Origin of the sequence: Paenibacillus sp. V4I3 (assembly GCF_030817215.1) — a bacterium.
GTDB lineage: Bacteria > Bacillota > Bacilli > Paenibacillales > NBRC-103111 > Paenibacillus_E.
In genome coordinates this window covers 1561251-1581211 of the sequence record NZ_JAUSZA010000001.1, presented here as the reverse complement: position 1 = coordinate 1581211, position 19961 = coordinate 1561251, and the positions used below count along the sequence as shown (strand labels likewise).

Annotated in this window: 16 protein-coding genes; 2 read left to right on the top strand and 14 right to left on the bottom strand. The window is 45.5% G+C overall.

Annotation, left to right across the window (positions count from 1 at the left end; genetic code table 11):
* Positions 1-31: 31 nt before the first annotated feature.
* On the top strand, positions 32-1099 hold the full coding sequence (locus tag QFZ77_RS07550) for a glycoside hydrolase family 88/105 protein (RefSeq protein ID WP_307438126.1): 1068 nt from the start codon (positions 32-34) through the stop codon (positions 1097-1099).
* 25 nt (positions 1100-1124) lie between these two features.
* Here QFZ77_RS07550 and QFZ77_RS07545 read toward each other — a convergent pair whose 3' ends face one another.
* From QFZ77_RS07545 to QFZ77_RS07505, 9 genes are all read right to left on the bottom strand, one after another.
* The gene (locus QFZ77_RS07545; protein ID WP_307438123.1) at positions 1125-2876 is read right to left on the bottom strand and encodes a hypothetical protein; all 1752 of its coding nucleotides are present in this window, start codon (positions 2874-2876) and stop codon (positions 1125-1127) included.
* A gap of 34 nt (positions 2877-2910) precedes the next feature.
* Positions 2911-4509, bottom strand: coding sequence for an extracellular solute-binding protein (locus QFZ77_RS07540; protein WP_307449318.1), 1599 nt, complete (start codon positions 4507-4509; stop codon positions 2911-2913).
* Between the two features lie 63 nt (positions 4510-4572).
* Positions 4573-5469 (bottom strand): carbohydrate ABC transporter permease, encoded by an 897-nt coding sequence (locus tag QFZ77_RS07535; RefSeq protein WP_307438121.1) that lies wholly within the window; start codon positions 5467-5469, stop codon positions 4573-4575.
* Between the two features lie 3 nt (positions 5470-5472).
* On the bottom strand, positions 5473-6450 hold the full coding sequence (locus QFZ77_RS07530; protein ID WP_373462574.1) for an ABC transporter permease: 978 nt from the start codon (positions 6448-6450) through the stop codon (positions 5473-5475).
* A gap of 361 nt (positions 6451-6811) precedes the next feature.
* Positions 6812-7717 carry an AraC family transcriptional regulator gene (locus QFZ77_RS07525; RefSeq protein ID WP_307438119.1) on the bottom strand — a complete coding sequence of 302 codons (906 nt, stop codon included), beginning with the start codon at positions 7715-7717 and terminating at the stop codon, positions 6812-6814.
* A 99-nt stretch (positions 7718-7816) separates the two neighbouring features.
* On the bottom strand, positions 7817-8527 hold the full coding sequence (locus QFZ77_RS07520; RefSeq protein ID WP_307438116.1) for a metallophosphoesterase family protein: 711 nt from the start codon (positions 8525-8527) through the stop codon (positions 7817-7819).
* A gap of 215 nt (positions 8528-8742) precedes the next feature.
* Positions 8743-8925 carry a hypothetical protein gene (locus QFZ77_RS07515; protein WP_307438115.1) on the bottom strand — a complete coding sequence of 61 codons (183 nt, stop codon included), beginning with the start codon at positions 8923-8925 and terminating at the stop codon, positions 8743-8745.
* Positions 8925-10151 carry a Ger(x)C family spore germination protein gene (locus QFZ77_RS07510; RefSeq protein ID WP_307438114.1) on the bottom strand — a complete coding sequence of 409 codons (1227 nt, stop codon included), beginning with the start codon at positions 10149-10151 and terminating at the stop codon, positions 8925-8927. Before QFZ77_RS07510 ends, QFZ77_RS07515 begins: the two co-directional genes overlap by 1 nt.
* Positions 10152-10177: 26 nt before the next feature.
* Positions 10178-11722, bottom strand: a complete 1545-nt coding sequence (locus QFZ77_RS07505; RefSeq protein ID WP_307438112.1) for a spore germination protein — start codon at positions 11720-11722, stop codon at positions 10178-10180.
* 453 nt (positions 11723-12175) lie between these two features.
* Here QFZ77_RS07505 and QFZ77_RS07500 point away from each other — a divergent pair, with 453 nt between their 5' ends.
* A complete protein-coding gene (locus QFZ77_RS07500; RefSeq protein ID WP_307438110.1) occupies positions 12176-13300 on the top strand; it encodes a GerAB/ArcD/ProY family transporter in 1125 nt (374 codons plus the stop codon).
* An 89-nt stretch (positions 13301-13389) separates the two neighbouring features.
* Here the strand turns inward: QFZ77_RS07500 and QFZ77_RS07495 are convergent, their stop codons facing one another.
* From QFZ77_RS07495 to QFZ77_RS07475, 5 genes are all read right to left on the bottom strand, one after another.
* Positions 13390-14484 carry a glycoside hydrolase family 88/105 protein gene (locus QFZ77_RS07495; protein ID WP_307438108.1) on the bottom strand — a complete coding sequence of 365 codons (1095 nt, stop codon included), beginning with the start codon at positions 14482-14484 and terminating at the stop codon, positions 13390-13392.
* A gap of 56 nt (positions 14485-14540) precedes the next feature.
* The gene (locus QFZ77_RS07490) at positions 14541-15416 is read right to left on the bottom strand and encodes a carbohydrate ABC transporter permease (protein WP_307438106.1); all 876 of its coding nucleotides are present in this window, start codon (positions 15414-15416) and stop codon (positions 14541-14543) included.
* 22 nt (positions 15417-15438) lie between these two features.
* A complete protein-coding gene (locus QFZ77_RS07485; protein WP_307438104.1) occupies positions 15439-16389 on the bottom strand; it encodes an ABC transporter permease in 951 nt (316 codons plus the stop codon).
* A gap of 99 nt (positions 16390-16488) precedes the next feature.
* Positions 16489-18018 (bottom strand): extracellular solute-binding protein, encoded by a 1530-nt coding sequence (locus QFZ77_RS07480; RefSeq protein ID WP_307438102.1) that lies wholly within the window; start codon positions 18016-18018, stop codon positions 16489-16491.
* A gap of 345 nt (positions 18019-18363) precedes the next feature.
* Positions 18364-19887, bottom strand: coding sequence for an extracellular solute-binding protein (locus QFZ77_RS07475; RefSeq protein WP_307438100.1), 1524 nt, complete (start codon positions 19885-19887; stop codon positions 18364-18366).
* Between the last annotated feature and the right edge of the window lie 74 nt (positions 19888-19961).

Genomic DNA, 19961 nt, shown 5'->3' with positions numbered 1-19961 from the left:
TGCCACTACTCTTTCAAGGAGGAATACCACAATGCCAACTACACTTACATCTGCTCATCTAGAACAAACCGCGAGCCAAATTTATGGTTACATGCTATCTGATCATTCGGGAAATTGGGGCTTGGATATTCACCATTGGGACTGGGTGCCCGGCGTCGGCGTCATATCGGTACTAGCCTATTATGAAAGCACGAAAAAAGCGGAGATCTTGAATCATCTGACTAGATGGGCACGCCAAAACATGCATAAATCTGAGAAACTGATGGTAATCAACTCCATGGCACCCTTCGCCATATTCCCTGCACTTTATAGTAACACGAAGGACCCCGTCTTTCTGGAAACTGCTGAACGCATCGGGAAGTGGATGCTAACTGAAGCTCCCCGTACAAGAGAAGGCGCGTTTGAGCATACCGTCACCGAAAATGCCAGCTTCCCTGAGCAGGTATGGGCGGATACGATCTTCATGGCTGTACTATTCCTAGCGCGTCTTGCCCGCCTTACCGGTGAAGCTGCCTATGCTCAGGAAGCTGTCAACCAGCTTGACCTCCACTTGAGACTGCTTCAGGACGATAGATCAGGAGTGCTGTTCCACGGTTGGAATTGCATAGCGCAGGATCATATGTCCGCTGCGCGCTGGACGAGAGCTAACGCATGGATCGCAGTCGCAACGCCAATGATCCTGCAAGAACTCGAGGGCCTCGCCCAGGTACCCGAAGAAACTTTAGAGCGCTACCGTGCTATGATGCAAGGGCTCATCCGATATCAACAAGCAGATGGTCTATGGGCCACCGTCATGGATCAACCTGATTACTATCCGGAGACTTCAGGCAGCGCCGGTATCGCATGCGGTATTCTACTAGCCGTAAAACGCGGTTTGCTGGACCCTTCCAGCAAAGAGGCAGCCTATCGCGCAGCTGAATCTATTCTATCAAAAGTTCTGCCTAGCGGGGAAGTAACCGGCGTGTCGGGCGGAACACCTGTTATGCCGACGATTGAAGCTTATAATACAATTCCATGTTATCCAACGCTTTATGGACAGGGGCTAGTGCTAATGCTGCTCTCAGAAATGATTGAAAAAAGGAAGGAGACCGCCATTTAATTGGCGAGCTCCTTTTTTTGCTTCCTTAGTTCGGATGCTTGTCATTCGGCTTCAAGGAAATCGACAGCTGTTGCTGCGAGCCGTCCGCACGATTGTCAGCCTGCCTTGCTGTCACTTGCTCCGCTTCTTCTTCAATGACAATCAAAGGCAATTCCTTCACCGAGTCACCTATAGCTAACGAGAATATTAACGCAGCTTTGTCCATAGCTTGGAAGTCTATTGTTTGCCGCTCACCTGTGTAAATAACCAGATCTAGTCCATAAGTGTCTCCCTGTTTGCTCCATTCCCAGTTAACGGAGGATACGCTTTTGTCGCCGCAGCGCAGTTGGTTCTCTCCAGTACCCTCAAAGGCAGCATATAAGCTTTCGAAGTGCAGTGGCAGTCCATTAATCTGCACTTGCGCCACAGCGCCTTCCTGCTCAATGCTCATACGCTTCAAGCAACCGCCAAATTCCATTCGAATCCGGAAATCAGTTGCCTTTATACGACCTTGGATACGATCCAAAATCGGATGTGTATCCCCGCCGTTCGTCAGAAAGTTTACGCCTAACAGCAGTTGGTTTCGGCTCGCTGCAACACTTAGAACAGCCGAGCAATAATCGTACCCATCATGTAAACAGCGCATTTGCAGATAGGTCGGCTGCCCGTTATTATCGAAATATGCAACCATTCCTCTTGTTTGATTCCACATGATCTCTTTCCTAAACACTCCGATCGCATACTGTGGTGTTATGTAAGTCTCCGCCCACTTCACGAATCCGGTCTCTTCATTGCGATAATAAGGCTGCCTAAGATCACGTACCTCTACTCGGGTAAACTGCTCAATGTATTGTTTCGGACATTTGATTCCGCTGCCAAACCACTCTGCATCATAATCCAAATCGTCAGAGGCAAAGAAAACCAGCTTGTTATCGGTAGCGACTTGCAGGAAGGATTTGGCCTTATTCGTCAGTAAGGTACTGTAGCTGCGGCTGTGCGGACCAGCCCATTGCTGGGAGACCGGATGATAATGCTCCACCACCATTCGCCAGACCATGTCTAACAATTCGGCGGTTATGTCTTTCGCACGAGAATTGAGGGAATACTCGCGGATTTTCGACAGCTCCACAATGGCAATGACAGAATAAGTAGGACTGTTGAATTCTTGGAAGGTCCCTAGACTTGCTGTATATTGCTGCAGCTTCTCTAGCCTTTCCAGCCCATAATCAGCATAATCCTTCCGTTCATACAGCTCACCGGCGATCAAGGTCACAAATGCCCCCATAATCGCAATATTCGTATAGTGCGGCCCTACATTCCGTTTGATGATCGCGTCGCATGCAAAGCTTACCGATTCTCCGATCTGATCTTTCAGCGCTTCAGGCAGCTTATGACCGTGACGAAGTACTGTAAGCAGCAGCTCCTTGCCGCAAAAGTCCGCCCAGTTCCAATCAGGAGGAGCCATCTGTGTAAGCGGCTCTTCATAAAACCAAGGCCATATCCCATAGGTATCACTTAGCGGATTCCGATCCTGCAAAGATAACAGGCGGCTAATGATATCATAGGCCCTCTGTTCATATTCCTTCATTTCCGTATTTAGCAAGCCAACCGCATAGAGCAGCGATTGATAAGTCGGATGAGTCGTCGGGTGATCCTTCGCCGTTAACGTAGTATGATACCCCGGGCTATGAAAAGGCCGACGAAGCATACTGATCTGAGAATCATACTCGCTTTCTTTGGCTTTGATTGCCTTTATCAAATGTGCTTTATGATCAAGAATAGTCTCATTTACGCTCATGCTGGAACAATCCCTCCCAATTGGCGTGCACTGATTATTTCAAGAACTCTTTATTCTTCTCATACCACTCTTGTGCAAGCTTCTCCACATTATCTCCACCAAGACGTTTCCACTCTTTACGCGCCTCATCCATTGCAGCCTCTGGGGTTAATGCACCGCCTCCAGTTACGGCTTTCACCTCGATTTGCGTAGCAATCGGATGGAACGTGGCGATCAGTTGGCTTACTTCCGGAATATCCGGGCTAAAGGCTATGTCTCTGCGATATTTGTTTTTGAGTGCCACACCTAGCGACTGTGTCTTCAATTTGGCATACTCCTGGGAGAGCGCATCCTGAGCAGCCATGGTCGGGAACCACTCGGCTTTCAGGCTGAAATCAGTTACAATCGCATACTCAGCAGCGTAGCCAACTTCCTTCCGGAATTTATCAGCGTCGATTTTTTGCGGAATCACACCATCCACTAGCTTGTGATGGACGTTTTCCTCGCCGAACTTCATCGCCATATCGCCTTTCTCCATCATCCAATCGAGGAATTTAACAGCGGATTCGATTTTATCCTCCTTCATTTTACTGTTAAAGGCTACCAGAATATTCGCCGGAAGTTCTTGATACAAGCCGTTCTTGCCATATTTACTGGCTACTGGCTCCAATGGAACCATCTTGGCATCTGGTACGTTCTTCTTGAGATCCATGAATTCGTTCTGAATATCCCAACCAGCAAAGTAAATACCCGCCTTGCCAGTTGTCAACATTTGACGCGCGCGCTGGAAGTTGCTATCCGTGATATACTCTTTATCCAGCAAGCCTTGATCGAACAATGATTTCTGATAAGCAACGGAGTCCTTATAACGATCCAACGTTCTGCCAAACTTGAGCTTGCCCTCTTCCAAATACCATTGATTCTCATTCACGAAAAAGAGAGCTCTAATGATTTGCACAGCGTTGCCATTAAACGCAATTGGCACTGTATCTGCTTTGCCGTTACCGTCCGGGTCCGCTTCCTTAAATTTCTTGGCCACCTCGATCAATTCTTCCGTTGTCGTCGGCGCCTTCAAGCCCAGCTTATCCAGCCAATCCTGACGAATCCACATCCCGTGGTTGGCAAGCCCCTCTATACTTCTGCTGCTGGTAACGGCATACATTTTTCCATTAATCGTCGATGCTGATTCGAGCTCAGGATGCTCCTTCAGATACTTTTTCAAAGTCGTACTATATTTCTCGATAAAGCTGTCTATCGGTTGTATGGCACCTTGGTTGGCCAATTGCGCAATATAATTACGATCATACTCCCAAATGAGATCAGGTGCGCTCCCGGAAGCCACCAGGGTACTCAGCTTTTGTTGAGCTTGCGCACGAGGTACTGGCACCCAGGTTACCTTAGCCGGCGAATTCTCATTCATCCACTTTGTCCAACGGTTGCTCTCGTAGCTGCCCTCCTCTGCGGCTACTGTTCCACGATCAAAAGCGGAGATGCTGATTTCTTTCTTCGGACCGGCCGCAGTTGTCGTAGCAGCTGCACTTCCTTGAGGCTTTGCTGAACTGCCCCCCTCTGTAGTCGTATTAGTACTGCAAGCGGCTAGTACTGCTAAAGACATACTTGCTGCAAGAACTGGTTTCCACGCATGTTTAGTCATTTTCAATGGTTCCATCCCCCTAAATATTGTGTGGTATATATCAAGGACTATTGCCCCGAGATATCAGCCTTTAACCGATCCAATCAAGACGCCTTTGACAAAATGTTTCTGCAAGAACGGATAAACGAGCAAAATGGGAGTAACGGCAATGACGATCGCAGCCGCTTTAATACCCTCGGGAGTAAGCGTCATCTCTGCAACACCCTCGCTTCCGGCTCCTTGATCCAGTAGATTCTGATCCACCTGCAGGATCATTTGATAGAGCTTGAGCGTTAAGGTTTGCTTGGTTGTTTTGGTAACGTACAGTAATACATTGAAGTATGAATTCCACCAGCCTACGGCATAAAAGAGTGAGATGGCAGCTATGATCGGTTTGCATAACGGCAAAATGATTTGAAGCAGAATTCGCCAGTCCCCTGCGCCGTCAATAGACGCTGATTCCTCCACTTCCTCCGGCAAGCCCTCCATGAACGTTTTCATCACAAACATGTTGTACGTACTGATTAATGAGGGAAGCCATAAAGCCCAATAGGTATCCATAAATCCTAATGATTTAACTAGTATAAAATTCGGGATTACGCCCGAAACGAACAGCATGGTGAAGGTGATGAAAATGAGCAGCCCATTACGCCCCATCAGTCTTCGTCTGGAAAGCGGATACGCAGCCAGTAAAGTAAGTGTCACATTGAGCGCTGTGCCGACTATGGTTACCAGCACCGTATTCCACATCGCTACAAAGAGCTGTCCATCCTGGAAAAGACGCTTATAGGCCTCCGCATTGAATTCGACCGGCCACAATGTCACCTCACCCGCTGTAATAGCCCTGCTGCTGCTGAAGGACGATACGACCTCATACCAGAACGGGTATAAGGCAATTAACGAAAGAAAGCCGAGTATCGCATAATTAGCTGACGTCCCTAAACGGGATAAAAGGGATTGCTTTTTATATAAACTTTGCATCGCTTACCATAACCCCCGTTCTCCGAACGCTCGAGTCAATCTATTTACGCCTACGACCAGTATCAACCCAACAGCGGATTGGAACAACCCTAAGGCGGTCGTATAGCTGTAGTTCATATTTTGCAAACCGACACGGTACACATATGTACTAATTACATCTGCAACATCCAAGACGGACATATTCTGCAGCACCAGTGTCTGCTCAAGCCCCACATCCATCATGTGCCCCATGCGGAGAACGAGCAGGATAGCGATTGTGCTGCGGATGCCGGGCAATGTAATATGCCAAATCTGACGCAGCTTCGATGCGCCGTCCATCTTGGCCGCCTCATACAGCTGCGGATCAATCGAGGCCATTGCAGCCAGATAAAGAATCGTGCCCCAACCCGCTTCCCGCCATATGCCTGATAAGGTGTAAGCAACTGGCCACCAGCCGGAGCTAGCCATGAAATAAATAGGCTCGATGCCAAACACCTTCGTCAGCACCAAATTGACAACACCCGTGCTTGGTGAAAGCATAGCAATGAAGATGCCCCCAAGAACAACCCATGAGATGAAATGGGGCAAGTAGAGCAGATTTTGAACGGTCCGTTTGTACCACTCCTTGCGTACTTCATTAAGCAGAAGCGCGAGCAGTATGGGTACCGGAAATCCAAAAACAAGGCTGTACACATTGAGCAGCAACGTATTTCTTAGTACTCTCCAAAAATCGATGCTTTGGAACAAGCTTATGAAGTGCTTAGGCCCTACCCACTTGCTGCCAAAGATGCCGTCGGCGAATCGGTAGTCCTTGAAGGCAATAATCTCGCCGGCCATCGGAGCATATTTAAATAGCAGATAAAATCCAATCACAGGCAGAAGCATCAGGTACAAATGTCGATCCCGTATCAAGCGGCCTCGGAATGTGGACGGAATCGGCTTGGTTGGAATTGGCTTCCGCTGGCTTAGCTTCTTATTTAAGCCGGTCACTCTTTCCTCCATGTTGTGTTCACCCTTTCCAAATGTGAGCCTGCTGTTGTGCCGGCGATATCATCGTATCCTGCCACTGCTTACTTGCAAATAGACACGTTTTATTCTGCTGTCTTTTCTTAACAATTGCCCTGTCACCTTACTTAAACTAGGTTCATTTTCCTAAGATGAACGCTCTACACTCTCTCACCATAAGCTCACTCTCCAAACCCAGACGCAAAAAAAGAGACCCACAGCAACGGGCTGCGGGTCTTCAAGTATATATATTTAAAAGGGGGTCGAATTTCAGTATAGGCCCCGAACCTTAAATCAAGCTGAAAACCAGATGTCATTTTTGTTACAAATGATTCCTATTTGTTACAGACATGCCGATCTATTTTTCCTTGATCGGAATATAAATGTCCATTTGGATGAGCTCATTTCGGGATGGGTTACAGCGTTCATCATACAATTCGAACTCCGCGCCACCTGCATGCTCATAGCCGGAATGAGGAAACCACTCTTCAAAAATGGACTTCCACGTGCTCTGAATGGATGCAGCAAACTGGTCCTGAGTCACCTTAGGTGTCGTAAACACCGCATAATTGGCCTCCGGAAATTCACGGCTCACCAGATCGGCTGGCACACCTTCAAAACCAGTTGCCTCCATCCCGATGATATAACTTAAATCCCCAGTCTCCATATTGAAATCCGTACAAATGCCCAGCTCAACTTGTGAATCTGCATGTACGCGGTTGGTAATGCGATTTCCCTTGCCCTCTTGTAAATACGAGCTCCAGAATGCAGGGATTTCACGATGGTTTCTTCCCTCTTTGCAGGACGTTTTCAGTTCATAGCCAATCAGTTTAAAAGCAGGCTTCGTCTTCAGTTGATATTCCATTCGAATTCCTCCTAAATAGGGGTTGAATTTTCTTTGCAGCACATTCGCTTTCGCATAAACTGGCGTCAATATGCCTTGTTTACGGTAAGCAAGCGGCGTACGTTCAAAAACTTTTTTAAATGCTCGAGTGAAATTCTCGTGGGACTGGAACCCATTGTCGAGGGCAATATCGATTAACTTCTTCTCCGTATGTGCGATCTGATAGGCCGCGCTCGCTAGTCTTCTTTTCCGAACATACTCCATCACAGCTTCTCCCACCATGGTTTGAAAGACTCTATGAAAATGAAATTCAGAGAAACAAGCGACTTGAGCTAAACAAGCAACAGATAAAGGCTCAGAAAGGTGATCTTCAATATAATCCAAAGTCTTCTGAATCTGCACAAAGTAATCGGTGTCCATCGGTTGCCCCCTCCAGCATTCTAAACACAGTGTAAGCTATTTAAAATAACGGTTCTTGATCTTTCTTGCTCAAAGGCTTGCCCGATGCTATCCCATCGACTATCTCCAACTTCCTTTGGAAGCAACCGAATAGGTCTTGTACTGATTCCTGCCCTTGATTTCCAAGCAATTGATTTGCAAGCCGTAAGCACAGCCGCCATCAATGCCGATTTTATCACGATCAAACCAAACATCTGCTTTCCCGTGAATATCCTTAGCCGGCGTATGCCCAAAAACGACTGTTTTTTTAACGACGGTTCGCTGCTGGACAAAAGGAGCTCGAATCCACATAAAGTCCCTTTCTGGTTGGGTTTTCCAATCCAAAAATGCAGGGTTAAGCCCAGCATGAACATAAATGTGCGTCTCGTCCTCATAATAGAACGGAAGATTATTTAGAAATGAAATATGATCGCTGAACTTTCCTCGGATTCGTTCTTTCGATTGCTTCAAATCAAGAGCCTCGGCCCCGCAGAAGCTTTTAAACGTTTGGATACCACCATGTTCAAAAAACTTCATTTCCGTTAGTGAATCTACGTCCCCCAGAACATCCACGAAACGTTGGTCATGATTCCCTTTGAGAGCAATCGCTCCCTTTTCGCGTACTAAATGCATAACGAATTCCACGGTTTCCCTACTTTGCGGCCCTCGGTCCACGTAATCACCAAGCAGCACCAGCTGGTCTTCTTCGGCATTAAAATGTACTTTATCGAGTAATTGCTTGAATTCATCCACACAGCCATGTATATCGCTTACGGCTAACGTTCTTCTCATATCCTGTACCTCCTGATGGCGCGCTCCGGCAAACCCTCTCCCTAGCAAACTCCGAATCTATGTGTATTTCTATTATTTAGGTTTTATTTTATCATAGTTTGGTATATTCGGGATTCCTTAATTATCATTGTTCTAACGTAAGAAACATGAAAAGGACGTCCTGACGGACGTCCTCGTTTTCTACTTCCCGTTACTATTGATGTACGATACCCCTTTTAACCATGCGGCCAGATCGGAAGGTAAACATGGAAAACAGCAAGAAAACTCAATGTCATCCCTGCCATCATCAAAAAACTGTATATAACCAGATCTTTACGATACTTTTTGTTCCTAATCAATCCCGGCACATCTCGAGAAGCAAGAAGTCCAAAAAGAACTACAACCAGAATGACTTTCATTATTTTTCGGACTCCTTCACTTTCAAAATCAAAGGTTTATTCGTTAAACCTGTACGGTTTATTGTCATATCAGCAATGATATTGACTTTCAGCTTTGAAAATTCTTCTTCCCAATGTTCTTTATACTTATTCTTCCACTCTTTTGGATATCTCCGTTCCACTTCAATGCCAAATCCGAAAATATCTGATTTGAATTTTTTTTGCGCCATATCGAGTACGATTTGGATTCTTTGTTTGAGATCCTCTTCCAACTCATTTTCCACAAAATGAATCACTTTAGGATCACTGACATCCAATTTCGAGTTATTCTCATAAAGTTCGTTCTCAGCTCTTACTTTCACTTCCACGCTTAATTCACCATCGCTAAGAATAGGAGTGATTTGTGTCTCGGCCTTCAATATATAAACACTTATTTTTCCATTTCCCTTTTCCTTCGGAATGTTTACGGTGACAACACCCGTTTTCATTTCCTTGCGAAGCCAAAGAGCTCCTCGTGTCTCTAAATCATTCATCCAACCGACTAATCTATCTTTCTTGAATATCGCTGATCCTTTGATCGACAGGTTGGTTTCCAGATTTGAGGGAGATGGCGCCTTGGAATCCTCTGCATTCGCTAAGTTCGAAGAAACGAGTTCCATTTCAGCAGCAACCGGTTCCATACCTTCCGTCACAAGCATATGGACAAAATCCTTCAGATTTATCCTTACACCAATGTGCTGTTTCACTTGCTCTCTCATGATTTCAGCCGGTATTTTTTCGAGTTTGGGAACAAACTTGAGAATATTTACAGACTCCCCTTTTGTGAATATGATGTAACTGCGCATTCGCGCTTCCCGTTGTCTAATAAAAAAATCGAGTATCGGTGAAACACCGTCTCGAGCCATTTGTTCGCCAATAACAATAATACCGCTGTGGGAAAAGAAAATTCGGCGCGGCAGCTTCTCTTGGAGTCTCCGATAGGCATCCAAAATCGTTTCCCCCTTTTCTGAAACGACCCATACAGCTTTGGCTCCTATGTCTTTCTCCCCACCAAAGCCCCCTTGGCCTGCGGCGCCTAACATCCGCGGAATAGCCACCTGCAGCGCTAAACGGATTTTGCCATCCTCCATCTTATCGATTCCTGCCGCGGTTACAAATGCAAGGTCATTGACCTCAATCCGGCTCCAGCAGCCCGAGAGAATCGGCATCATCAAAAGGATCAATCCCAATAAAATTCGTGTTTTCATCCAACATTACCCTTCCGTAGAAAATCCTACTCCTTGCGGTTCGGCTGACCGGGACGCATGGACCTTTTCATTCGCTGCGGGTTTCTTTTTGCTCCCTCTTCCGGACGATTCGTCATACTCCACCAAGGCGCCCGTACAAGCACATCTTTAAAATCACCAAAATGTAAAGGGGCCAATGGAGACAAATAGGGCATGCCGAAGGAGCGAAGGCGGCACATATGGCTCATGATAAACAATATGCCTAATAGAATTCCATATAATCCCAGTGATCCCGCTAAAAACATCATGGGAAAACGCAGCATTCTGATCGCGACCGCCTGGCTAAAGCTGGGAATGATAAAAGAAGCGATACCGGTGATGGATACGACAATAACCATGGGGGCGGAAACAATACCCGCCTGAACGGCGGCCTGACCAATGACCAAAGCTCCGACAATACTCACCGACTGTCCTACCGGCCTTGGCAAGCGCACACCAGCCTCTCGCAATCCTTCAAAGGCTATTTCCATTAGCAATGCTTCGATAATAGCCGGAAAGGGGACCGTTTCACGGGAGGAAGCCACACTGTATAACAGGGTTGACGGAACCAATTCCTGATGAAATGTTAATAAAGCAATATAGAGAGATGGCAAAAACAAGGCAATCACCAAAAACAAAAAGCGGATCCAGCGGATCGCCGTCGAAATCATAAAGCGCCCATAATAATCTTCACTCGCCTGCAGCATTTCATAAAAGGTAACCGGAACATACAGGGCAAAAGGCGTATTATCGATGATAATGGCTACTTTCCCTTCCAGTAAGTTGCCAACGACTTTATCCGGTCTTTCCGTACTCTGCACCTGGGGGAAAATGGAACGCGGAGTGTCTTCAATTAATTCCTCGATATATCCGCTTTCAAGAATCGCATCGATGTCAATCCTGCCGATTCTTTCGCGAACTTCCGCCACCAGAGATTCATCAGCAATATGATCCAAGTAAGTAATGACAATCTCAGTTCTTGATAACCTTCCTACTTTCATCGCTTCCATTTTTAGCTGGGGGGTTTTCAATCTCCTGCGAATGAGACTGGTATTGGTCCGCAGGTTTTCCGTAAATCCGTCCCTAGGACCGCGGATCACCGCTTCTGTCGCTGGTTCTTCAACCGCACGGGACTCCCATTCTCTTGCACTGACGAATAAAGCTCGTTCTGCACCATCAAGAATCAATGCGGTATCCCCGGATAGCACATGATTTATCACATCTTGAAAATTGGCCCCACTGCTTACCTGCGCAGCAGAAATCACTTGATCCTGAAGCAAATTTTCCATTTCCTCATAACGAAATATAGGTTGTGTCAAATTATTTTTCCCGTATTCCAACAGAGGTTTTATGACATCATCGTCAATCAATTTCATATTGACAAGGCCGTCTAAAAAAAGAAGCGTCCCTTTTTGTGTCGCACCTACTTGAAAATCCCTAAACACAATGTCAGAAGAACGATCAAAGATCGTTTTCAATTGTCCAATATTCTGTAAAAGATCCGTGCTAAGCAGATCACTTTTCAATGGGTCCGTGAGGATTCCATTTCCCATACTAAATCCCCCTCACTTTTAAGCCTTTATTTTTTCACCACCATTACGAAAAGATAACCGATCGACATAACAACCATAACAACCATGTAGAAGGCTCCCATTGCAGCCAACATCATTTCCAAAACAGTGAAAGTGTATATATGTAGATGGACTAATAATTTTGACGTAATTTCCTGTAAGTAGAAATACATACACCATCCAATAAAAGCGATGAGCACGGAGAAAAAACATAAATCACGAATATTCTTCATCATTTCTCCTCTGACAAGCGAGTTGTTCTATTGGCTATTTCCAACTATTATCTTTCGACAAATGAAGGTAAATAATACCTAATTCCTAACACTTTCGTTTAAAAAGAAGGCGAACGCTAATAATGATATCTAATTCACAAAATAGGATGACTTTGTATGGCTTGATAGTAAATTCTATGTATGATGTTAAGGTGAGGGCGATATGAATCAAGAGAAAATAGGTATCAAACAACTCTTTCTAATGATGTTAGCTTTTGAAATAGGAAGTGCTGTCATTTTTGCGTTAGGAGCGGAAGCTAAACAAGATGCTTGGCTCGCCGTATTAATAGGCATGGTGTTGGGGCTTATTTTAATGTCCGTCTACACCAAATTGTCTGGGTATTATCCAAATGATTCCTTGATCCAAATCATTCAAAAAATTTCAGGTAGGTACATTGGATATCCACTCAGTATCACTTATATTATTTATTTTACCTCTCAAGCTGCAAGGATCAGTCGAGATTTCTCCGATCTTATGCTTTCTACAATCTTAGTTGGAACCCCAGAAATTTTTATTCTTGCAACTTTTGTAGCCGTAATTATATATACGCTCCGCGGGGGTATTGAAGTGTTTGGAAGGATGGCTGAAATGGTGGTTCCCGGTGTTCTATTAATATCCTTTAGCACATGGATCATCGTTTATGCTTCAGGAGTTGTAGACCTGAAACAGCTTACACCTGTACTTGGTACAGGAATAAAAAACGTATGGAAAGAGTCATTCCCAACCCTTACCAGCCTTCCTTTTGGGGAATTAGTCGTATTCACTATGATTTGGCCAACGTTAAAAGATAATACGAAGCTTAAAAAGGTGGGGATGACTGCAGTTTTGACAGCAGGAGTTTTATTATCGCTTAATATCGTAGGCATGATCTCCGTTCTTGGACCTCAGTTGTACGGTATGTTAAATTATCCTCTTTTATCGACAATACGAATGGCTTCGGTGGCGGATTTTCTTGAGCGGATCGATGCAGTAGTTATTCTGCTAATGGTAGCAGGGGGGTTTTTCAAAGTTGGTGTTTACATCTATTGCGCCGCAGTTGGAACAGCCCATTTATTTAATTTGAAGAGTTACCATTATGTTCTTATTCCGATTGCAGCGATTATTGCCCCTCTTGGTCATGTCATGACAAAAACATATGCCGAGCACCTAGCTATTGGTTTTAAATTTAACATGACCTATGTTCAACTTCCTTTACAATTTGTAATACCTAGTTTGTTACTGGTAGCAGCTTACTTTCACCAAAAGTCAATATCGCACAGAGACTCTAAATTGCGACAAAGCCAATAACGATTTACTAAATTTATTAAAAATAAGGCTGAACACGAATATGTGTCCAGCCTTTTTAGTATAAAACTCAATTTAAGCTCTTAGGATCCTTACTTCATGAGTGACTCCATTTCTACACAGGCCATCACGAATGTGCCAACGCCATGCAGGTCGTTCTCGCTAGTCGGACGAGTCACATAGTTCTCATAATCGCCTGCTGACGTCCCGATACAGATCAGCGGCAATATCACCCGCTCCTGCTCGTCGAACTTTAGCGTTCGGATCAGTCCTTCATATCCCTTCACAGCTGCGTCTACACATTCTTGACCGACAACCCCGTGCTTAATCGCTTTGGCAATCGTGTATACGAACAGATTCGTACAGGATGTCTCCAGCCAGTTATCGGATTGACCACCCTTGTCAACGATTTGATACCAGAGTCCGCTCTCCGGATCTTGATAACGAATCAAGGCATGGACGAAATCACGCAACGAGTTAACTAACTCTTCGCGCCCTGGTTCGTCCACCGGGAGCTCATCAAGGAATTGTGTAACCGCTAGGCCATACCAGCCGAGTGAGCGGCCCCAAAATTCCGGTGAACAGCCAGTTTCGGCATTCGCCCATGGCATCTTCCGGCTTTCGTCCCAGGCATGGTACAGAAGCCCTGTCTCTTCGTCTTTCATATATTTACGCATTAGTTTCTCTTGATGCAGCGCGGTTCCACGCAAGCCAAGGTCTCCGTATGCATTCGCATATTTCAATGAGAAGACACCCGCCATATACAAGCCGTCCAACCACATGTTGTAGGCATATTTATCTTTATGCCAGTAACCGCCCTCCGAAGTAAGATTCAGCGTGTTCAGCAAGTTTCTCAGCTTATCCGCAGCGATTCGGTATTTGCTGTGTCCTGTCTGTTTTTCCAATCGAAACAACAAAAGCCCCGCTTGAACCGCATCCAGCTCATCCCGCGCGAAATAGAGATTGCCGTGTTCGTCGATCAAACCATCCACGTACGCCTGAATGTAGGCGTCATAGCGATCATCTTGTTCAGCTTCCCACAGCATTTCCATGCCGCATAAGAAAACACCTTGGTGGTAATGCCAGCGCTCGGCAGGCGGCAGCTCCATAGGCGTGTACGTGCTCATAATTGAATCGCAGGCAGCTATTGCCCATTCGATGGGTGATTTAATTAAAGTTTGAGTCATTTTGAATTTTCCTCTCTATGTCTACATAGATTTTTGGATTAATTGAAATCCCTTCCTTACCCCTTAATGGAGCCGATCATAGCCCCTTTAGCAAAGTGCTTTTGCAAGAACGGATACACACACAAGATCGGTAAAGTCGCAACGACGATAACAGCCATCTTAATCGATTGTGCAGGAGGCGGTGTGACACTATCCAAATCCGCACTGACATCCATCCCGCTAGCGAGCACGACAATTTGTCGGAGGAGGACCTGAATCGGCCACTTCGCACTCTCATTCAAGTAAAGAATCGCGCTGAGGTAAGTGTTCCAATACGTCACGGCGTAGAATAACGAGATGGTTGCAATAGCAGGCATCGATAGGGGCAGCACAATTCGGAACAAGATTCCAAAGTCGCTGCATCCATCGATCTTAGCCGACTCTTCGAGTCCCTCTGGAATGTTTTGAAAGAAATTTTTCAAAATAATTAAATTAAATGCACTAATCGCAGAAGGAAGAATCAACGACGCATAGCTGTCGATCATCCCCAATTCCTTCACAACCAGGAAGGTCGGAACCAACCCGCCGTGAAACAACATTGTAAACACAACAAGAAACATAATGATTTTTCTTCCATCAACGTCTCTACGGGACAAACCGTAGGCCATCAGAGCTGTGATAAACATACTTATGATCGTTCCCGCAAGCGTGGTACCAATCGAAACACCCATGGCTTTAAAAATAGTATTCGTTGAGAAAATGAATCGATATGCCTCTATACTCCAATCCGTCGGAATGATGACAAATTTCTTGGCAGCCATTTCCGCGCTTGTCGTAAAGGAACCCGCTACAACGTGTACAAAGGGGATAAGCGTAATGAGACCAATGATTGTCAGTAACAAGTAATTGATGATACCAAACATTCTTCCGCCTAGCGTTTTATCTTCTACCATGGTGTAAACCTCCTGTTCTCTCCTAGTAAACGCCCTCTTCACCCATCTTCTTGGCAATTCGGTTAACTAACATAACCAGAACAAGTCCAATAAACGATTTGAACAATCCGATAGCAGCACTGTAACTGAACTGCCCTTGTTTTAACCCTGCCGTATATACATAAGTATCAATGATCTCCGCAACATTTCGGTTCATGGAGTTAAGAAGCAAGTAGACATGTTCAAAACCGAGTTCGAGAACCGCACCAATTTTCAAAATTAACAAAACAATGATGACACTTCGAATAGCGGGCAATGTAATATGCCATATTTGTCTAATCCGTCCTGCACCATCCATACGGGCAGCCTCATACAATTGAGGATCGATAGAAGCAATCGCCGCCAGATAAATAATCGTGCCCCAACCCGCTTCTCTCCAAATGACCTGAAGAATATAGATCGGTCTAAACCATTCCGGAGCTAACAAGAAATTAATCTTTTCAAAACCGAAAAACTCAATAATATCGTTGATAATTCCGCCGTCCATCGTCAGCATAACGAAACTGATCGAGACGATAATGACCCAGGACATAAAGTGAGGAAGATAGACGATCGTTTGAAATACTTTTTTGAAAAGATCCCCTCTGACTTCATTTAGCATGAGTGCCAGAATGATAGGAATCGGGAAATAAAACAAGAGATTCATGACAAATAAAATTAACGTATTGCTTAAAATAATCAAGAAATCCGGCTCTGTAAATAACCGCCGAAAATGCTCTAAACCGACCCATTCACTCCCGCTAACCCCTTTAAACGGTTTATAATTCTGAAATGAAATGATCAATCCGTACATGGGAATATATTTGAAAACGAGAAAATATAAGACTCCCGGCAGCAGCATGACATAGATCCATTTGTTTTTCCAGAGTCGTCTACCCAGCTCACTGCTTTGTTTCCCAGCCACCACACGTTGTGCTATATTCACTTCCTGCATACGACTTCTTCCTTTCCGGGCGATTCATTTACACTGAGAAGACTGCTGCAAGATCAGCAGCCTTCCCGCCTTCAACCTGCATGATTCGCGACTATCTCATTATTTTTTATAAACAGCGTTGTATTCCTCGATAATTTTGCTGCCTCCACGACTCTTCCAATCTTCAATAGCCTTATCAAAACCTGCCTTATCAATCGTGCCATAGATATATTTATTCGTTGCATCTTTAATCACATCTTGAAGTTGGACGCCCTTCTCCTGGTTCGTTTTCGAATCCAAAGCAGCTACTGGATCCTGCACAGCAAACTTCAGATTGGCAATCTTAAGTTCATCTGCCTTACCTTGAGCAGGAATCGTAGGAATACCCAAGTATCTGCCGGAAGTATCTTCATCACCAATGGCCGCGTCCGTGAAAGGCTTAACCTCGCGTGTCCATTTCTCTTCATCCAGCTTCTTCGCTTTGTTGTCGATTACGCTGTAGTTAGTATCTTTAATGCCCCAGTTTGCAACGTTGGCAACTTCAGGCGTCATCATTTTGTCAAAGAAGGCCAAGACCTTCTTTAGCTCAGCTTCTGTTTTTGTAGCGGATTTCGGGAACAGAACGACGTTCGCATAGCCAGGAAGAGCCCATGCCGCGAATTTACCGCTTGGCCCAGCGACCATACTATGCACATCCACCACAGCGGTAGTCACGTTTTTGATCAAATCTTTATTAAGAGACGAAACATCCGTCATGGCACCGATATACATACCAGCTGTACCATTCGTGAACAGTTTCTGTTGATCGGTTTTACTTGTAGCTGCGAAGTCCTTGTTGATAAGTCCACCATCACGCAGCTTCTTGTAGTAATCCATTGTCGCTACATATTCGGGGAACATGAACTCAGGCTGCAGCTTGCCATCTTTAAGGCCCCAATTGTTCGGTACGCCGAACCAAGTAGCAACGGTTTTGAAAGATCCGTAAATGAGATCATTACGATCCGTTAAGCCGATAGTATCCTTTTTGCCGTTGCCGTCAGGATCATTTTCAGTGAACGCCTTCATCATGGCAACCAAATCTTCCGTTGTTGCAGGTGGCTTCAGTCCCAGCTTATCCGCCCAATCTTTTCGATAGATGAGGCCTTGACGGGCAATGTCTACACCGCGATAAAGTGTGTATAGCTTGCCATCCACTTTCGTATTATCATTGGTCGTAGATTTCAATTTACTCAGGTTGGGGAAGTCCTTCAGTAGAGGACCAATTTCCCAGAATTGTCCGTCACGAATGGCTGATTTCATCTGAATAAATGTTGCCTGGTTTTTCAGGTAAGTGACTTGCGGCATTGCGCCTGTAGCGAACGTCGTATTCAGCTTCTCCTCATACGTATCCGCCGGGAAAAATTGATACGTTAACTTCGTATTCGTTAACTTTTCGAGTTCTTTAATAATCGTATCCGGCGGCGTTTGTGCTGTGTTCAGCGGTGCCATAATCGTGATTGCTGTCGGTTTATTGTCTGCTGTTGCTTTAGGCGACTCTACCACACCAGTCGTAGCTGCAGGAGTTGACTTCCCCCCGTCTGAGCAAGCTGCCAGCGCAAAGCTGGAAACAAGCAGAACGCTAAGTGGAATCGAGACTAATTTTCTCTTCATATTGGTTAGACCTCCGCGAAATTGTTGTGTGCTACAAGTTCCACACTACACGGCCGTAGGGAGGTACCGAAATAATCATTTACTCATTTAGACCCCGTTTGGCATGGGATGTGAGATGATGATTATCGGTCGGGGAGATGATTATCCGCTCTTCCTGCTACTGTAGCGATGTTTTTCATCGCTACACGTACTCGTACACGCTCATACGCAACTTTAACGATGAAAATCATCGTCTCAGCCTAGACCAGGCCTCCCCCGAGGCCGCTCATCTCCTCCAGCAGCAAACCAAAACGCAAAAAAAACCGCCGCGCAACAGCGCCAGCGGTTTCCTCATCTTTCCCATCATCAACCTCGTTTACTATAAGCCTCGTTGTACTCTCTTATCATCTGACCGCCGCCACTCCGCTTCCAGCGCTCAATTTCTTGCTGGAATGCGGCTTTGTCCAGTTTCCCCAAGATGTAATTGTACGTAGCGTCCGATACAATTTTGTACAATTCGACGCCTCGCTCGTCGTAGGTCTTCGACTCTAGACCAACGGTCGGGTCTTTGACGACGTTTTTCTCATTGTCCAAGCTCAGCCGATCCGCGAGCTGCGACAAGGACTCGCTCTCCGAGACGCGCATGACCTTCGGATTGTTCAGATCAGCAATCATGAGTGCATACAGCGCATTCACTTCATTCACACGGAGCTTAGAGGTCTCTTCCGAGAGTTGAACTTGATCCCCTTTGGCTGTATAATGACGTCCCTCCAGCCCGTACTTCATCAAGTTGGCGACATCTTTATCCATCGTGCGATCAAAAAATTGCAGCATCTGCTTCAATTCCGCTTCGGTACGAATCGCTTTTTTCGAGAACAGGTAGAGCGCACTATAATTGGGAATCGACCAAATTTTAAAACCCATCGGTCCTTCGATATGGTTCACGAGCGTGAGCTTCGCCTTCGGGTTAATGAGCTGAGCTTCATCCGAAAGACGCTGCACATCCTGCATGCTGCCAATATAGACGCCCGCAATGCCGCGAATTAGTTTATCGCGCTGAACTTCCTTACTGGTGACTGCGAAATCAGCATTGATCAGCTTCTCCTCATACAGCTTCTTCATATAGTTCATCGTGTCCACGTAGGCCTGGGTTTCGAACTCAGGCACTAGTTTCCCAGCGGCATCAGTACCCCAGTTATTCGGAGTACCGAAATAAGAGCTGATCGTTTTGAACGCACCAAACACCAAATCATTCCGGTCGGTCAGACCGATGGTATCTACCTTCCCATTCAGATCGGGATCGCCGAACGTGAAAGCTTTCAATACCTGATATAGCTCATCCAGATTCGTCGGCTTGGCCAGCTTCAGATTGTTCAGCCAATCCTCACGAATAATAATGCCCTGACGAGAGGAAGGCCGCTCGGTATACAGCCCATAGATTTTGCCATCGACAGCTGCCTGTCCCAAAATTTCCTTGTTCAGCTGTTTCAGATTCGGGTATGCCGCCAAGTAAGGTCCGATATCCCAGAATGCACCGGAACGGATCGAATTTTTCATCAGCATGTAGTCCGTATATTTCACATAGGTTGCTTTTTTCAAAGAGTTTGTGGTGAGCGCGGTGTTCATTTTATCCGTATATATACCGTCCGGAACCCAGTTCAGATCAAGCTTCGTTTGTGTGCGATTCTCGATTTCCTGAACGAGTTCAGGGATGGGCGGATGCGGAAAATGCAGCGGTGCCATGATCGAAATAACCGGACGGTTTCCGTTCACATCATCTGCCTTTTCCCAGCTGTTCTTCTCACAAGCACTGTTCAAAATAACCATCAGCAGTCCTATCAAAAGGAGACCAAAAAGCTTGAAACCCTTGCCATATAAACTTGTTCTCATGTGAGATCCTCCCTTATAGCAGCGGTGTTTTATAGTCAAATTCAGAGAAAATGATTATCCGTCACTCAGATGAT

Coding starts and splice junctions, on each gene's coding strand:
- QFZ77_RS07550 (WP_307438126.1), top strand. CDS start 32: ATGCCAACTACACTTACATCTGCTCATCTAGAACAAACCGCGAGCCAA.
- QFZ77_RS07545 (WP_307438123.1), bottom strand. CDS start 2,876: ATGAGCGTAAATGAGACTATTCTTGATCATAAAGCACATTTGATAAAG.
- QFZ77_RS07540 (WP_307449318.1), bottom strand. CDS start 4,509: ATGACTAAACATGCGTGGAAACCAGTTCTTGCAGCAAGTATGTCTTTA.
- QFZ77_RS07535 (WP_307438121.1), bottom strand. CDS start 5,469: ATGCAAAGTTTATATAAAAAGCAATCCCTTTTATCCCGTTTAGGGACG.
- QFZ77_RS07530 (WP_373462574.1), bottom strand. CDS start 6,450: ATGGAGGAAAGAGTGACCGGCTTAAATAAGAAGCTAAGCCAGCGGAAG.
- QFZ77_RS07525 (WP_307438119.1), bottom strand. CDS start 7,717: ATGGACACCGATTACTTTGTGCAGATTCAGAAGACTTTGGATTATATT.
- QFZ77_RS07520 (WP_307438116.1), bottom strand. CDS start 8,527: ATGAGAAGAACGTTAGCCGTAAGCGATATACATGGCTGTGTGGATGAA.
- QFZ77_RS07515 (WP_307438115.1), bottom strand. CDS start 8,925: ATGAAAGTCATTCTGGTTGTAGTTCTTTTTGGACTTCTTGCTTCTCGA.
- QFZ77_RS07510 (WP_307438114.1), bottom strand. CDS start 10,151: ATGAAAACACGAATTTTATTGGGATTGATCCTTTTGATGATGCCGATT.
- QFZ77_RS07505 (WP_307438112.1), bottom strand. CDS start 11,722: ATGGGAAATGGAATCCTCACGGACCCATTGAAAAGTGATCTGCTTAGC.
- QFZ77_RS07500 (WP_307438110.1), top strand. CDS start 12,176: ATGAATCAAGAGAAAATAGGTATCAAACAACTCTTTCTAATGATGTTA.
- QFZ77_RS07495 (WP_307438108.1), bottom strand. CDS start 14,484: ATGACTCAAACTTTAATTAAATCACCCATCGAATGGGCAATAGCTGCC.
- QFZ77_RS07490 (WP_307438106.1), bottom strand. CDS start 15,416: ATGGTAGAAGATAAAACGCTAGGCGGAAGAATGTTTGGTATCATCAAT.
- QFZ77_RS07485 (WP_307438104.1), bottom strand. CDS start 16,389: ATGCAGGAAGTGAATATAGCACAACGTGTGGTGGCTGGGAAACAAAGC.
- QFZ77_RS07480 (WP_307438102.1), bottom strand. CDS start 18,018: ATGAAGAGAAAATTAGTCTCGATTCCACTTAGCGTTCTGCTTGTTTCC.
- QFZ77_RS07475 (WP_307438100.1), bottom strand. CDS start 19,887: ATGAGAACAAGTTTATATGGCAAGGGTTTCAAGCTTTTTGGTCTCCTT.